Raw genomic sequence first — 15,609 nt, 5'->3', positions numbered from 1 at the left:
TCCCAGCGTGCCTAATGCGAAATCAGCTTCGGCCTTCTTGCGTAGAGCCGCCATATCCGGCCCCTTGCCAAGCGCTTCATTGAGCGCTTCGATCGAGTGGATCGTCACGTCCTCACCCTCTGGCAGGCGGGACGGTCGCACAAGGAAAGCCGACGCTCTCGACAAGCCTCGTCTCCAGGCGCTGCTGCCTGCGGCAAAGCCGCTCGGTCAGCTTGTGGGCTGTCTCCCATTCACGCTGATTACCGATGCGGATCGCGTCGATGAGGGCGAGATAGGCGTAGAACCGTTTATCTTTCTCGCAGGCCTCCGGCACGCTTTTGAACAGCGGATCGACCGATTGACACATGTCTTTCGCGTGCGCTTGGGGCCAGACGCAGATGAGATTGCCGTCGCTGTGGAGGCGCTCTGGTCATAGCCTAGAGCGGCTCAGTGGACTCGCCCAACCGCTTTAACTCTTTGTTTTCACGCAATTCCGGACGGAAAACCGCTTCGCACTTTTCCTGGAATTGCTTTAGCCGTCAACCACGACATCGGACCGCCTGTCATAGGCTGTCATCCAATCTTCTGCAGCACCACCAAAGGACTCGATTGCGTCCTGGCCCAGAATTCCCCGCGATCGAGCAAATGCCTCAAAGGCAAGGCGAGCCGTTTCAGCGTCCTTGTCGTCTGCAAGCGCAGACCGAAAAAGCGCAAGTGTGGCCGCATGCGTTGGGCTGCGGACCCCGACCCATTCGTCAAGAAGCTGATAGGCGTCCATGACAGATGACACCTCATGCGCAAAGCCAAGTTCCACAATCACTTGAATAGGGCGAGTGAATCGCTTGGGCGTCATTGCTGAGCTCCGTTAACCGCGACCGGTAGTCCGACTGCCACCAGCTGAGCACCTGAGGCGGGGCGGCCAAGGACCATCTGTGGCCTCAAGGATGCATCATGCTCTGGCAAGTATTCAAGTAGGTCTTACGGACTAAGATCTTCCGGCGAATTCAGGAGCCGCGCGTACTTGCAGGCAGCTGCAATAGATCGCGGTTGGGGCCGGTACATTCATTGCTCGGCACAGCACGCCAGAGCGGCTTTTCAAATAGGTACCTTGCAGGTTGCATACTGTCCGGAAATCGTTCGGCTGGGGAAGGACCTTGTAGACAGTCGAGGAGTACAGGTTCCCGTTACGGCCCCCGACCAGGTCACCAGAAGGGCCTGATCTTGGCGTCGGCTACGCAAGGGTCGATCGCCAGCGCGATGCTACTGCCGATCTTTGACTTCGGCACGCACGAGCCGCCCAAGCAAAAGCGCAAAACGGTAGACTTTTGTCCGACCCGTTCTTCCATCCCGCAGTTCAGGACGGCAAAGAGCGCGCGAAAGTGCTTCGGCTCGCCTTTCGTCGATCTCCAGCATCACATTCTCGCACGTGTCTGCAGCCCCACAACCAGGGCATCTCAAAAGATTCGATGGTCGTGTCTCATCGCCGACAAGAGCAAGTTTGCACCTGTTGCAGCCGAGCCGCAGTGTGTTTCCTATCATGATGGTTATCCCAGCGCTCGCCAAAGGTTCACCTCTGACGCCGGATGGGAGATGCAATTAAGGGACCATATGCGGGTGACCCATAACGGCACACCTTTGACGCTGCGAACCCGGGCAGAGCCTGCCTTGGAGCGTGAGGATGCAAGAGCCCGTCGTCCCACTTTGCAATGAATCAGTTGCACCAAGCCGCCATTCTCGCGGCTTGAGCCTCTCAAAAAGTCTGGTTATAGGTGCCGACTTCCGGACTGCGGCGCAGCACGGCGTCGACGGCATCGAACATCTGCCGGCGACGCTCGGACGAGACCGGGCTTTCGACGACCACGACCAGTTCCGGCTTGTTCGACGAGGCGCGCACCAGACCCCAGGTGCCGTCCTCGGCAACGACGCGCACGCCGTTGACGGTGACGAGGTCCGCGATCTTCTGGCCGGCGAAACTGCCACCGTCCCGCTTCATCGCCTGAAAATCGGAAACCACCCGTTCGACGACGCCGTACTTCACCTCGTCCGCGCAGTGCGGAGACATGGTGGGCGTGCCGAAGGTCAGCGGCAGCGTACGATAGAGATCGGCCATCGAACTGGCCGGGTTGCGGTCCAGCATCTGGCAGATGGCGATTGCCGTGACCAACCCGTCGTCATAACCGCGCCCGATCGGAGGGTTGAAGAAGAAATGACCTGACTTTTCGAAGCCGGCGACCGCGCCGAGTTCGGCAACGCGGCGCTTGATGTAGGAATGGCCGGTCTTCCAGTAGTCGGTAGCCGCGCCATTGGCGCGCAGCACCGCGTCGGTGTTGAACAGTCCGGTCGACTTGACGTCGACCACGAAGGTCGAACCCGGATATTGGCTGGAAATATCCCGCGCGAGCATGACGCCGACCTTGTCGGCGAAGATCTCGCTGCCTTCATTGTCGACGACGCCGCAGCGGTCGCCGTCGCCATCGAAGCCCAACCCGACATCGGCCCCCGTCTCCAGCACCTTGTCCCTGATGGCATGCAGCATCTGCATGTCTTCCGGATTGGGATTGTAGCGCGGGAAGGTGTGGTCGAGTTCGACATCGAGCGGGATCACCTCGCAGCCGATCCGTTCCAGCGCGTCAGGTGCAAAGGCGCCGGCAGTGCCATTGCCGCAAGCGGCAACCACTTTGAGCTTGCGCGTGATGCGCTTGTCTCGGGTCAGATCGTCGAGATATGTCTCTCGAAAGTTGGAAACGAAATCATAAGAGCCGCCGCCTGTAAGGTCGAAATCGCCGGCCAGCACGATCGCCTTCAGCGCGCTCATCTCCTCGGGCCCGAAGGTCAGCGGCCGCGCCGCACCCATCTTGACGCCGGTCCAGCCATTTTCGTTGTGCGAGGCAGTGACCATCGCCACCGACTGCGTCTCCAGTGCGAACTGCGCGAAATAGGCCATCGGCGACAGCGCCAGGCCGATATCCTTCACCCGTGCGCCGGCCGCCATGAGTCCGGAAACCAATGCCAGCTTGATGCCAAGCGAATAGGAACGGAAATCATGTCCGGTGACGATGTCGGGTCCAACGCCGAGACGGCGGATCATCGTGCCGAGCCCCATGCCAAGCGCCTGGACGCCGATCAGATTGAGTTCCGGCGCGACCTGTCCAAACCACCAGCGCGCATCATATTCTCGAAAGCCGCATGCCTTGATCAGCGCAGAGGATTCAAACGCGAACGTGTTGGGCCGGGCTTCGGCAATGAAATTCAGAGGCACGACAGGAAACTCCGAACGGATGCAAACGACATAATGCGGTTGTCGAGGCGGTAGCTTACCGGAACCATTCCTCGGGCCTATCTATCAGTTTGGTTGAGCCTGTCGCGACAGCCGTCGAGCAAGGGTGTCGGGGGTTTTCGATGGCCTGCTGTACAGTTTGGCGCCCTCAGCGGCAGGCCGACACTGCTTTTGGAATCGCGACAGCTGTCGCGCTACGTGGTGTTTTCTGCCGGCCAATCATGCTTTAATATTTTGTGATCGATGCGATTTGAGTTCTCCACAACCGTCTCCGGTTGACCATCTGCGGTTGCTAGAATGTTGCGGGAGAATGCCCTAAGCAGCCTTGAGCAAGATGCAAAACCCTCTGCTCTGACGATCGGTTTGTTGTTAAGCGCGGAGGCAAAATGCCACTGTTTTTTTTCGATGTCCGGGACGGCAAATCCCATTTTCCCGACACGGAGGGCACCCACTACGTTGGTGCGCTTGAGGCCCGGGTAGACGCAGTCAGAATGCTAGTCGCTATGGCGCAGGACGAAGTTCAGGGCGAGTTGCAAAGCAAACTTTCGGTAATTGTGTCCGACGAAAGCCGTCGCCCCGTCATGGAAGCAAATATTGATTGCAATATAAAAGTCTTCTGAAAATTCCCAAAACCCGGGTCAACTTCGCACGAACGGGTTGCCCTGGAACGATATAGCCGTGCGATGCGCAGGTGAGCTTAGACAAGCTTGTGGCGTCGGGCGCTCATCACTTCGATGTCGCGGTTGACGCTGACGCTGCCCGTTTCCCGCCCTAATAGCTCGGCCTTCCACTCACGGACATGCCCGTATTGGTCGCTTCCCTGGCAGCTTTGCCGCCCTGCGGCCAAGCATCCTTTTTGGCAACAGAAGGCCCTAACGGTAAGCAGGATGGTGCGTGTTGTTTGCGGGCACGACCTTGCTTCAATTCTTCGGCACAGCTTGCACGCTCCGAAAGGTCTGGCGGCAGCCCTCCTGCTCGTTGCCGGGCCGACCGGCGCCCCAGCCAAGGGCGTTCGCGCCCGGGGATCGCCGGTCACTCGACATCGCCGTCCATTTTGAACATGACCGGGCCCTGACTCATCGCTAGCAACCTTTGCCGTCGCGAAGCCAATGCGGCGGAACCGGAGTACACGACGTTGGCCCCGCCATGGCCGGACGCCGGGGCAGATCGTTCCAATGCGGCCATGGTGCGCCGAGCGCTGGCTCTCGTGGCGCAAACGACTGCAAGTGCGATGAAAAAGAGGATGCCTGGATCAGCGCTGCCGCCCGACACCGACATGGCAATTATGCTTGCAAGGGCCGCATTCCTGACGCTCGCCACGACGGCATCTGTTTCTGGATCCACCCATTCCCGAACCGCCCCCCTAGCCAGGACACACAGGAGGACACCCATCATAAGCGACCCGAACAAGCCCAACTGGGACAGGACAGCAATCGGCCAACTCGATGCTCTTGAGCTGCCGAACCCCACGCCCAGTCCGCTGGTATCGAGAAACGACTGCAGGCTCTTCACATTCCAATACGTGCGTTCATGGCCCGACCCGGAATCCGCTTTGTTGATGATGGTGCTGTTGATCAGCCTGACGAACGGGTCAAACGCCTCGGCCTTGTAAAGACTTATGCCCAATATGGCGGCCCCGCCCACCACCATGAGAGCCATTATCAGTATCTCTTCGCTCTCGACTTTTCCCCTCAGGACCGAGGCCAGCATCGACAAAGCAACCGGGATGCATAGCAGTGTCAGCCCTACGTAAGCGGTCGACGAAGTCGACAGAATGGTCAGGAAGAGCAAGATGGCAGATAGCCATTTGGCCAGCGGTGATTTCGTCTTTCTCCAGTAGCTGTAGCAGAATGCCAGACAGGCGAGGGAAACGCTGGCGAATGACGAGGCCTCCGAAAAAGGTCCGGTGATCCGCACGAATCCTGCCTCCGTCGCGTTCGATATGATCGCGTAGTTGGCGGTTCTAATCGGGGCCAGCAGGTCTCCCGCGCCCACGTTCTTGCTGATGAAATCGAAGACTCCCATCCCCGCGTGGAGGCCGCACCACAAGAAGAAGCCGCGCCGGACCTGCTCGATCCGGTCTGAGTGCAGCAGCAGCGCGCAAAGCGCTATAGCGGTGAGTCCACCAAGAATGAAATACGCGGTCTGAGAAATGTTGCCGGAAACCGGCGCCAAAGAATCTTCTATGACTATGCCGCGGGTCTTGGACTGCACGAATACGGCGGTCTGTCCGGCAAAGAACCTCGGAAACAACCATGATCCGATGATTGCGTACAGCATTAGGCTTGTCAGGATCCAGACCGGCCGGATGCTTCCGAACACGATTCCAAGATCAAGCCATATACGGCGTCTTGCGGCGACGGCCGTGACGAGCAAGGCCGCGAACATGGTATAGATCAACGGAGATGACCCGCCCAGAAAGGTCAGTGTCATGACGGCCGTCGCGCCGAAAGCCTGGGAAGCGATCAAGCCGATGATCAGCATTCCCCTTGAATAGTAGGACGTGACCAAAATAGCCGCGCATATTAGCAGTCCCGGCAGAGACACCTGCATGCCGACGAGTTCCCGCTTAGTTGGCCCGGTGACGCGGATACAACGAGCTGTCCGATCGCTGATCTTTCGACAGCTGAATGCCCCGGGCAAGAGAGTCAAAGGGGGTAGCCTTCCACCGGCGAAGGTAGGTCGCGCGAATGCTCGTCCCCACGTCCCTTGCGAGGTCTTGATAATCAAGGTGATGGTGCGCCCAAAAAGCGCTGAGGGCTGAATGGTCGAATGGCCCCTTCAAAGTCGCACTAAACATGCACCTGATCACGATGGGAGAACAAAACAGATCGGCGAAGGAGCGGGAAACGGGTCGTACCCTCCCGCGAATGGCTAAGCCTTGGTTCCGGCAGGCCCCCTAAAGAACGCCTCGACCCGGGAAGCCGACGATCTTACTACAGTCGCACGCAGTTTTTGCTTTCAGCCAGAAAACCTGTGTCAATGCAGACGCATAGAAGGCCGGGGAGCGGAGAGTTCCACTACAGGAGGAGAGGCGATATGACCAGCCAGGGAGTATATCGCGCGTTAGGGCTCAAGCAGGTTAGGCAACTCAAGGAAGTTTACGAGTGTGCACGGGCCGTGAAGGCCAACTACCCTGAGAGCCATATCGCCAGCAAGGCCGCCAAAAGGCTGATCGACGCCTTCGAAGCCGAGATCCAGAATGGCGGACCCGTTCTGGACTCATATTGGCTGACCGAGAGCGATCCCCAGGGGATTGCCTGAGCCCGAGCTTAACATCGCGGAACTCTGTATGGGTAAGTGCGGCGGGGCCGTGTGCTGCTTCGGAGCCACATGTCCGCACGGGATGCTGGCGGATTTGCCTTGCCATTCCCAATTAATCGAGCTGGCATTTGCCGCATCGTCCAAGGAGCGCCAGGGAGCTTCCCTACCCGGTCCTTTCCTTTCGTTGATCGTTGCGCGAAGCAGGCGCTTAGATGACAGTGCCGGCGCCTGTGCAGTCAACCGAGGTTTTGGAGATACGCGGCTTTTGACTTGCCGGGAGAGGGAAGCGGCCCTCGGCTACGCCTATTGGATGAGGACCGCCGAGGCAGCCATCGCCGGATGAGTTCACGTTCAGAGCGTTGCATACGTCGTGCGGTATTCAGACGCTCCACAGGGACGATCGACTGGCCAGCGCACATGTTTACCCAAACCCTAGCGCCCGCGGCGGGGTTCGCCATCAGTGTTTTTCGCAGATTCGAAAATTTAACGAAATGTTAATCTATGTTAGCGCCGGCTGATAAATAGCCCATAAGCTCAGGTTGTTCTAGTTGGGGTTGGGAATAGGGAACAGCAGTGGGTGCAAGGCTGGGCAATTCCAGCTGAACCTCCCAAAACGGTGGGCACTAAATTTTCAATTTCTGAAGGAACTGAAGGTTGAGGAGCTATTTGGCCGCAAGGCGGATTGCGTGGAAAAGGGTGGGCAAAAGTATGGGTTCCATATTAGGACTGCATAACACTTCGGCAGATCAGGCAGAAATCCCGTCCGGCAGAACGGGAATGGTCCATCAACCAGCAGGGAGGGAATGTCTGCTCATCCTGGACGGAAGGGCGCTCGACCGCGAATGTCTCGCATCGGCTTTGGAAGATCACGAACTCGGCATGGCCGTCGAGGCCATGGGATCGATTGCAGAATGGCGCGTGAAAGAGGGGATGACGCTTGCAGCCATTCTCTTCAACCTGGGTGGCCGGAAAGTCACCGACCAGGGTATCGCGGACCAGATCAGGCGAATTTCGTCCGAATTCAAGTCGGTGCCCGTGGTGATTTTGGCGGACACAGAAGACCTTGCACAGATACTGACGGCTCTCGAATGTGGCGCACGTGGCTACATTCCAACCTCTGTGGGGATCGACGTCTGTGTCGAGGCAATCAATCTTGCGGCAGCCGGAGGCATCTTCGTTCCGGCAAGTAGCGTTCTGTCTATGCGGCACCTTATAGATTCAGGCAGCCGTGACGCGCCCTTGACCGGCATGTTCACGCTCAGGCAGGCTGAGGTCGCGCAGGCGCTCCGACGCGGCAAGGCCAACAAGATCATCGCCTTTGAACTGAACCTGCGCGAAAGCACGGTGAAGGTGCACATCCGCAACATCATGAAGAAGCTCAAGGCGACCAACCGCACGGAAGTCGCATACAAGGTCAATGATCTCTTCGCGGAAGGAGCTCCGGCCGAAAGGTGATCGCAATCACAAGCGGCCTTCCTTTCAATTGTACGATCGCCGTCGTAGCAAACGCACCAAGCACGTCACGGTCGACGAAAAGCCCGCCACGGTAGCGACCCGGGCGGGCTCATCCTGAGCGGCTACATCCTGAGGAATCGGCCGCTCCTAGCTGTTTACCATAAGGTTCGTTCCCGTGAATGCGTGATCACGTAGGGGACGGCTATTTGGCAGCATCGCCTGGAACTTCCGGGATGTCCGCGGGTCAGTAATCGTAGTTCGCGGCAGCCGCGGCGCCATGCTCATGAGCGTTTCGGACACGCGAACTGTTCTGCCAGGTTCCTAGCATTGACCCTACTTCAACCAAGCTGCGTTGGATTAGCTGATCCCGGCATGAGGAAACGTTGCGCGAGCGCATTCGCTAGCGCCTCAATGCTGTTTGTCAGACCCCCGCCAGAGGCCATCGGGGTACAAATCAAAATGGCAATTTCACGCCGTGGTGAACCGGCGCCGCACACGCAGTTGGCGCGTTTGCTGCACCAGACCGCAGGACCGCGTCTTCCATCCGCTATATTCCATCCACCATAAGTGCTAAAGGGGTGACCTTATGGAGAACGCGAAAATCCAGCGCCAGACATCTAGACTTTCCATCGAACTGGAGCAGTCCGCATGCCTGAGCAAAGCCTCTGTTTTCGCAAATCGGGACGCCTTCAAGAACGTGCCCGTGAGCTGATCCCGGGCGGCAGCCACACCTACGCGAAGGGCGCGGATCAGTATCCCGTTCTAGCGCCGGGCTTTATCGAACGTGGTCTGGGGTGCCACGTCTGGGATGTCGATGGGAACCAATACATCGAATACGGCATGGGCAACCGTTCCGTCGGGCTGGGGCATGCCTACCCAACTGTGCTCAGGGCGGTGGAGGCGGCGCTCGCCGGCGGAGCCAACTTCACGCGCCCCGCAAGGATCGAAGTTGACTGCGCCGAAACGTTCCTTGAACTCGTCGGCGCCCAGATGGTAAAATTCTGCAAGGACGGATCAGACGCGACTTCAGGGGCCGTCCGCCTTGCCCGCGCGTATACGGGTCGTGATCTCGTCGCATGCTGCGCCGACCATCCCTTCTTTTCCACAGACGATTGGTTCATCGGGACCACACCGATGAATGCAGGAATTCCAGAAGCGGTTCGAAACCTGACCCTCACTTTCCGGTTCAACGACATCGCTAGCGTGAAGGATTTGTTCGACAAGCACCCGGGCAAGGTGGCCGCCCTGATCTTGGAACCTTCCCGAGGCGACGATCCGGCGGACGGCTTCCTGCATAATGTCCAGCGTCTTTGCCGAGAAAACGGCGCGCTGTTCATACTCGACGAAATGATCACCGGGTTCAGGTGGCATGCAGCGGGAGCACAAAGGCTCTATGGCATCGAACCGGACTTGTCGACATTCGGCAAGGCTCTTGGCAATGGATTTTCGGTCTCCGCCCTGGCAGGCAAACGCGAATATATGCGGCTCGGCGGGCTCGAGCATACGGATCGCCCCCGCGTGTTTCTGCTGTCGACCACGCATGGCGCGGAAACCCACGCGCTTGCCGCGGCCATCGCGACCGTGCGGGTTTATCGGGACCAATCCGTCATCGAACACCTGCACCGTCAGGGAACGAAATTGAAGGAAGCTATCACAGAGGTTTCCAGACGCCATGGAGTGGATCGGCACTTCAAAGTTGTCGGCCGTCCCAGTTGTCTCGCCTACGCCACGCTTGACCAGGACGGCAAGCCCTCGCAGACATACCGTTCCCTGTTCCTGCAGGAGACGATCAAGCGTGGTGTCCTCATGCCATCTCTCGTCGTCAGCTACACGCACGACGACGCGGCCGTCATGAAAACCATAGAAGCCGTCGATGGTGCCCTGGCCGTGTACGCACAGGCCCTGGATTCGGGAGCAAGCCAATTTTTGGTCGGCCGCCCCTCGCAGGTCGTCTTCCGTCGCTTCAACAATGGCGATGCGCAGGCCCAGATACCGGCGGTCCCCAGAACCCTCGGGCAGCGAGCAGTGAGACCAAACGGCAATTCAGAAAGCCACCGGCTCTTGTCGACTTCATGACGCTGGTCAGCCCAGATCTGGCAGAGCGTGCTATCCCAAAAGAATTAGGCCTAGGTGACGGCGCAATTCTGGTCGTGGAAGATCACGTGCTGGTCCGCATGGATATTGTATCCGGCTTGGAGGATGCGGGTTTCGTGATCGTCAGTGCGAAAAATGCGGAGCTTGCAATTGAGATGTTCGATGCAGACCCACCAAGGATCCGCGCTCTGGTTACCGACGTTCGTCTAGGCAGTGGAAAGCTGGGATGGGAAATCGCCAGGCATTTGCGCCACGCCGTTCCTGCGATGCCGGTCATCTATGTCAGTGGCGAAAGCGCCAGGAATTGGGGTAAACACGGCGTTTCAAACAGCATCATGATTTCAAAACCGTTCGAAATGGCGCGTCTCGTAACGGAGCTGTCCAACCTTCTTGATCAGCAATCACTAGGTGAGCACATCGCACCGGCCGACGCCTGATTTTAACCCATGCACCACCGCTTTTTATTCTCTTTTTCGTCCCGAAGATCGCCAACAAGGTCGGGATGTTTCCTGAAGGCACAGCGCGGTCCGAAGCCCTTCTCCAGGAACCATGTGCCCCTTGGTTCAGACAAATCCACAAGCAAATCGTGGCGGAAAATCCGCTAAAGAAGTCTGGCTTTTCTGAGTGTAAACGCCTCGGCGAAATGTTCGGGGGCCCTGCACTCCATCCCGCGCAATCTCGCGAGCCCCGCGAATGTGTCACGGTCGAACCAGTCCTTGGAGCGCTGCGTGCCGAAGTGCTCTTGCAGGAGGTCGATCTTGCGATCCAGCACTGCGGCAGAGAGCGGCACGTACGCATTTGGCTGGCCAAGATCGCCATCCCATTTGGGAATCTCGTATTCGATCACGAGATGATCGCGAAAGACATTCCAGGTCAGTTGATTGACCTCCCGATGATCTTGATGGGCATCGAACCTCGCGTGGGTCAGTACCAGGTCGGCATGGACGCGGGATCTTAGATCTATCAACCATTGCTTTATCGCCCGGCTATGGGCCGGGAAATAGCTGTCTTCGAAATCCGCGATGTCGATGACCGACGACTTCGATCCTTTCAGGAACGCTTCGGCCGAAGCGCTGGCCTCGACCGACCGCTGGCCGCCGGCGCTCAGCACACACCAGTGGACGTCCAGTTTCACCCCCGACGCGATCAGACCGAGGATAGTGCCCCCGGCGCCGATCTCGATGTCGTCGGAATGGGCGCCGAGGCAGAGGATCGAGAGTTCCTCCCCGCGACGTGCGAGACCAAGTCCTCTCATGAACCAGCCATTACCAAACCGCGCCTGGTTTTTTCGGCGGTAACTTTTCTATTCCAGGGCATATCGCCCCGTTCGACCATGTCTTCGAGCGATTGCCAATCGCGCAGCGTATCCATCGATCGCCAGAAGCCATCGTGCTTGTACGCCATGAGCATGTTGTCGTCGATCAGTCGCCTGAAAGGCTCCAGAACGAGCTCCTCGCCATCGCGCATATAGTCGAAGATTTGCGGGCGGAACAAGAAGTAGCCGCCGTTGATCCAGATCTCCGAGGTATCGGTTGTGCGGAACTCACGCACGCGACCGTCTTCCGCGATATCGGCCAAATGGTATGTCAGCGGTGCGCGCACCGCGAGAAAACAGCCGATCTTACCGCTGGCTTCGAACTTCGCGACCACGTCGTCGAGATCGACGTTGGTCAGACCATCGGAGTAGTTGGCCAGGAACATGTTCTCGTTCTTGACTTGGTCCCTTGCCGCCCAGAGGCGTTCGCCGATGTTACGCCAGACCCCCGTATCAAGCAGGGTAATGCTCCAGTCCTTGACTTGATCTCCCAGCAGTTTCACGTCTTGACCTCCCTGCGTGACCACGCAATCGGAAAAGGTCTGCGGCCGTGTGTTGAGGAAGAAATCCTTGATGACATTGGCTTTGTAGCCCAGGCACAAGACGAATTCGTCATGTCCATAGTCGCTGTACCACTGCATAACGTGGCGCAGGATCGGCTGGTGGCCAAGCGGGATCATCGGCTTGGGTATACTGTCGGAATAGTCGCGGATCCGGGTCCCGCGACCGCCGCAGAAAAGGACGACTTTCATCTGCCTAACTCCGATGGATCGATCACCGCCACAAACGGAATTGGGACCACAAACCTTGCACCCCAGGCGGCGACATGGCGCATCTGTTCGATGATCTCGTCCTTCAGGTTCCACGGGAGGATCAGGATGTAATCTGGCCGGACTTCGTCGATGGCATCGACGGATTTGATCGGGATATGCATCCCCGGGGTGAAGCGACCATGCTTGTAAGGATTGCGGTCGACCGTGAAGTCAAGGAAGTCGGTGCCGATAGCGCAGTAATTGAGCAGCGTGTTGCCCTTGCCTGGAGCGCCGTAGCCACAAATCTTCCTCCCTTCGTTTTTGGCCGAGATAAGGAACGCCAAGAGGTCGCGCTTGGCACGCTGCGCCTTGTGACCGAAGGAGGCATAGGTGACCATCTCCGTTAGCCCGTGGCGCTTTTCTCGGTCGAGAAGTCTGTCCACCCTGTCATCCTTGCCCCAGCGACTGCCCTCATGGGCGAGATAGACGCGCAGCGAGCCGCCATGGGTGGGCAACTCCTCGACGTCGATCAGCCGCAATCCGTGGCGCGCCGCCATCAGCTCGACCGTCAGCAGCGAGAAATATGAGAAATGCTCATGATAAATCGTGTCGAACTGGTTCTCCGCCATCAGCCGCTCGATATGTGGAAATTCGAGCGTGACCACGCCCTGAGGTTTGAGTAGGATTTTCATCCCAGCGACGAAGTCATTGAGGTCCGGCACCTGTGCCAGCACGTTGTTGCCGATGATCAGGTCGGCGCAATGTCCTTCGCCCACCATTTGATTTGCCAGCCGAACCCCGAAGAAGTCGACCCGGGTGGCCACGCCTTTCTCGATCGCGGCGCGCGCAACATTGGCTGCCGGTTCGACGCCCAGTACAGGAACGCCCAGTGGCAAAAAGTGCTGCAGCAGGTAACCATCGTTGCTTGCGAGCTCCACCGCAAGACTGTCACAGCCAAGCCCAAGCCGTCTGGTGATCGCCTCGCAATACACTTTCGAATGGGCCACCCAGCTGGTGGAGAACGAAGAGAAATAGGCATATTCGCTGAAAATGGTGTCCGGGCTCAGATACTCCTTGAGCTGGACCAGGTAGCAAGTGTCGCAGACAAGCACGTTGAGCGGATAGTAGGCTTCCATTTGGTCAAGCTGCTCGGCCTGCAGGAAGCTTTCGCACGGTGGAGACATGCCTAGATCGACCAATGTGTGGCGCAGGCGCGACCCGCAGAGCCTGCAACCGACATTCCGGCTTGCCGTACTGTGACCGCGAACCGTTTCGATAGCCTGAATGTTCATTCCCCGCTCCTGTTCGCTGCCTAACGGAGACGCAGTGCGCTACGCAGAACCCATGCCTGCCGCGCCTCCGTAGGCAGATGACGGCAGGTTAGGATCCAGCCCTCTCCGGTTCGATTTGCCAATCCGTCGGGTGCATTAATCCTTATAGCGAGCCGGCGGCGGCGATGCCGACGCCAGGCTCGCCGAACGGGTAGTCAGCTGTCGTCGGCACTTACCGCTATCGGAGAGGCCACCTAAGGCTTAGGTAGCCCTTACAGCGTGGGCTGGCGACGCTGACAATTGACGCCGGCAGTCTCGCGCGGCGCCGGGGGATTCAACGCATGCAGTTTACCGAAACGGAGCTTCAAGGGGTCTGGCTGATCGAGCCTACTCCCATGGTTGACGACCGTGGTTCTTTCACCCGCCTTTTCTGTGAGAAGGAGATGGCCGATTGTGGTCTGGCGACGCGCTTTGTCCAGCACAGCCGGGCTCATTCGATCAAAAAGGGAACTCTCAGGGGGCTGCACTACCAGGAGGAGCCTTACGCAGAGGTCAAGCTGGTCTCCTGTGTCCGCGGCGCGATTTTTGACGTCGTCGTGGACCTGCGACCGAATTCGCCGACACGCTACAAGTGGCTTGGTTTCGAGCTGACTTCCGAAAACATGAAGCAGCTCTATATCCCTGCCGGGTTCGCCCACGGCCTCCAGACCCTTACCGACGGCACCGAGGTCTCGTATCTCATATCACAGTTCTATACGCCCAACGCGTCGACCGGCGTCCACTACAATGACCCTACCTTTTCGATCGGCTGGCCCTTGATGCCGACGGCCATGTCGGAAAGGGACAAAGCCTGGCCCCTTGTCAGACGGCGAACGGCAACGGCCTCATAAGGCTGCCAGGAGATCATGTTCCCATAGCAGTTTCGCAGCGGCGGCCAGTTCCTTGAAGGGCAGGTTCGAGCGCTCTGCCATGGTGAGGAGCGAATGCTGCCCGTCGGCGAGGTTCAGCACCCAAAGCAGGGACATCGACGTCGCGCCCGACGACTTCTGCCCTCCCATCGCTGCATAAAGGCCGCGCTTGCCGAGCTGCGGCTCCCCCTTGGGCAAGCGGTTCAACGGCCTCCAGTCCTCTTCGACAATGTCGATCACCTCCATCAAGATGCGGTAGGAATCCTCGAGATGCTCTGGCCTGATGAAGTCGAGATTGTCGGCCGACGTGTGGTATTCGGGAAATGTGCCGTGGACGCTTCGCTGGAACATGCCGACCGGAAGATTGAAGCCCGGCGAACAATATTGCCTCTCGTCATAACCGTATGGGGAGAAATCCATCAGCTTTGCCCCGCGTCGACGCCCCAGCACGTGGGACATGGCTCGGTCAATGAAGGCGTCGCCGCGGCGACTGCGCTTGTATGCCGGGCTTCCTGCGTCACCAACGCATGACAGCACGAGGCCGTGGTCGATGAGACATGTACGGTCCTCGTTGCGCGACAACCACGCGAGCGCGCCGATCGTGCCCGGGGCGAACAGGAAGCGGTAGCTGTATCGTGTCTTCCTTGCCTTGAGGCTTCTCGCCAGCATTGCCAGCAGGGCCAAGCCCGAACAGTTGTCGTTGGCAAGTGAGGGATGGCAAATGTGCGCCGAAAGGAGGAATTCCCGCTCTGTCTGCCCGCGGTGCAGGTATTCGCCGTATGTGAGACTGCCGTCCTCGAGTTCGGCGTCGATCTCCACACCGTAGAGGCCGTCGGGCATGTTGGCCACATGGTCGTGGGCTGCGCAGAAGCCCCAGGTCGGGGTGTAATAGCAGGTGCGGTAGGGGATCACCTGCGGCTGTTCGGGCAGGGTATGAATATGCGGCTTCAATTCGTCGAGTGTCAGGATCCCCTTGAAGGGCAAGCTGTAGTTGACAACATGCAGGTTGGAGTCCGCAAAATCGACGACCGTCTGTCCGTCCGGGCCTTTGATGATTGCCGAGCGTACGTTCCACTCCTTTGGAACGGTCCAGTCGAACACCTGCGTCCCGGTGGGCACTTCGTGCCGTTCCAAATCGATGTGCCCCGACAATACATCCAGCGTTTCTCGCACGCCGCTTCCGGTGATGCTCCTGCAGATAGGAAACAGACGTTCGGCCAGGGCATAAATTTCGTGACCGACTCCGGTTGCCGGCGGCGGACCGATCCCGTCGGGGTTCACGTGTTCCATCCAG

14 protein-coding genes are annotated in these 15,609 nt (G+C 58.6%); 6 read left to right on the top strand and 8 right to left on the bottom strand.

Features of this window, described 5'->3' with window-relative positions; genetic code table 11:
* Positions 1–112: 112 nt before the first annotated feature.
* From LB543_RS21460 to LB543_RS21450, 3 genes are all read right to left on the bottom strand, one after another.
* Positions 113–346 (bottom strand): hypothetical protein, encoded by a 234-nt coding sequence (locus tag LB543_RS21460; protein ID WP_224615459.1) that lies wholly within the window; start codon positions 344–346, stop codon positions 113–115.
* A 165-nt stretch (positions 347–511) separates the two neighbouring features.
* On the bottom strand, positions 512–832 hold the full coding sequence (locus tag LB543_RS21455; protein ID WP_140813608.1) for a DUF982 domain-containing protein: 321 nt from the start codon (positions 830–832) through the stop codon (positions 512–514).
* Positions 833–1,729: 897 nt separating this feature from the next.
* Complete coding sequence (locus LB543_RS21450; RefSeq protein ID WP_224615458.1) at positions 1,730–3,238, bottom strand: phosphomannomutase/phosphoglucomutase; 1,509 nt, start codon at positions 3,236–3,238, stop codon at positions 1,730–1,732.
* A gap of 404 nt (positions 3,239–3,642) precedes the next feature.
* On the opposite strand from LB543_RS21450, the gene LB543_RS21445 reads away from it, so the two are divergent.
* Positions 3,643–3,876, top strand: coding sequence for a DUF6894 family protein (locus LB543_RS21445; RefSeq protein ID WP_140765871.1), 234 nt, complete (start codon positions 3,643–3,645; stop codon positions 3,874–3,876).
* Between the two features lie 412 nt (positions 3,877–4,288).
* On the opposite strand, the gene LB543_RS21440 is transcribed toward LB543_RS21445, so the two are convergent.
* Positions 4,289–5,809: a hypothetical protein gene (locus LB543_RS21440; protein WP_224592906.1), complete on the bottom strand. Its 1,521-nt coding sequence runs from the start codon at positions 5,807–5,809 to the stop codon at positions 4,289–4,291.
* Between the two features lie 486 nt (positions 5,810–6,295).
* Here LB543_RS21440 and LB543_RS21435 point away from each other — a divergent pair, with 486 nt between their 5' ends.
* From LB543_RS21435 to LB543_RS21420, 4 genes are all read left to right on the top strand, one after another.
* Positions 6,296–6,520: a hypothetical protein gene (locus tag LB543_RS21435; protein WP_140765873.1), complete on the top strand. Its 225-nt coding sequence runs from the start codon at positions 6,296–6,298 to the stop codon at positions 6,518–6,520.
* Positions 6,521–7,297: 777 nt separating this feature from the next.
* The gene (locus tag LB543_RS21430) at positions 7,298–7,975 is read left to right on the top strand and encodes a response regulator transcription factor (protein ID WP_140765875.1); all 678 of its coding nucleotides are present in this window, start codon (positions 7,298–7,300) and stop codon (positions 7,973–7,975) included.
* A gap of 648 nt (positions 7,976–8,623) precedes the next feature.
* Positions 8,624–10,051 carry a glutamate-1-semialdehyde 2,1-aminomutase gene (locus tag LB543_RS21425; RefSeq protein WP_140764560.1) on the top strand — a complete coding sequence of 476 codons (1,428 nt, stop codon included), beginning with the start codon at positions 8,624–8,626 and terminating at the stop codon, positions 10,049–10,051.
* A complete protein-coding gene (locus tag LB543_RS21420) occupies positions 10,048–10,506 on the top strand; it encodes a response regulator (RefSeq protein ID WP_224615457.1) in 459 nt (152 codons plus the stop codon). The genes LB543_RS21425 and LB543_RS21420 overlap by 4 nt, the downstream gene beginning before the upstream one ends.
* A 164-nt stretch (positions 10,507–10,670) precedes the next feature.
* On the opposite strand, the gene LB543_RS21415 is transcribed toward LB543_RS21420, so the two are convergent.
* From LB543_RS21415 to LB543_RS21405, 3 genes are read right to left on the bottom strand one after another with little or no spacing between them, the layout of a single operon-like run.
* Complete coding sequence (locus tag LB543_RS21415) at positions 10,671–11,324, bottom strand: PIG-L deacetylase family protein (RefSeq protein WP_140764563.1); 654 nt, start codon at positions 11,322–11,324, stop codon at positions 10,671–10,673.
* On the bottom strand, positions 11,321–12,136 hold the full coding sequence (locus LB543_RS21410) for a sugar phosphate nucleotidyltransferase (RefSeq protein ID WP_224615456.1): 816 nt from the start codon (positions 12,134–12,136) through the stop codon (positions 11,321–11,323). Before LB543_RS21410 ends, LB543_RS21415 begins: the two co-directional genes overlap by 4 nt.
* Positions 12,133–13,428 (bottom strand): class I SAM-dependent methyltransferase, encoded by a 1,296-nt coding sequence (locus tag LB543_RS21405; protein WP_224615455.1) that lies wholly within the window; start codon positions 13,426–13,428, stop codon positions 12,133–12,135. The genes LB543_RS21410 and LB543_RS21405 overlap by 4 nt, the downstream gene beginning before the upstream one ends.
* Positions 13,429–13,748: 320 nt before the next feature.
* Here LB543_RS21405 and rfbC point away from each other — a divergent pair, with 320 nt between their 5' ends.
* Positions 13,749–14,297, top strand: a complete 549-nt coding sequence (gene rfbC / locus LB543_RS21400) for a dTDP-4-dehydrorhamnose 3,5-epimerase (protein WP_140813498.1) — start codon at positions 13,749–13,751, stop codon at positions 14,295–14,297.
* Here the strand turns inward: rfbC and LB543_RS21395 are convergent.
* Positions 14,292–15,605, bottom strand: coding sequence for a DUF4910 domain-containing protein (locus LB543_RS21395; protein ID WP_224615454.1), 1,314 nt, complete (start codon positions 15,603–15,605; stop codon positions 14,292–14,294). The two genes, rfbC and LB543_RS21395, sit on opposite strands and share 6 nt — an antisense overlap.
* Between the last annotated feature and the right edge of the window lie 4 nt (positions 15,606–15,609).

This window comes from Mesorhizobium sp. ESP7-2 (genome assembly GCF_020164715.1).
Lineage (GTDB): Bacteria > Pseudomonadota > Alphaproteobacteria > Rhizobiales > Rhizobiaceae > Mesorhizobium.
This window is presented reverse-complemented; position numbering and strand designations above follow the sequence as displayed.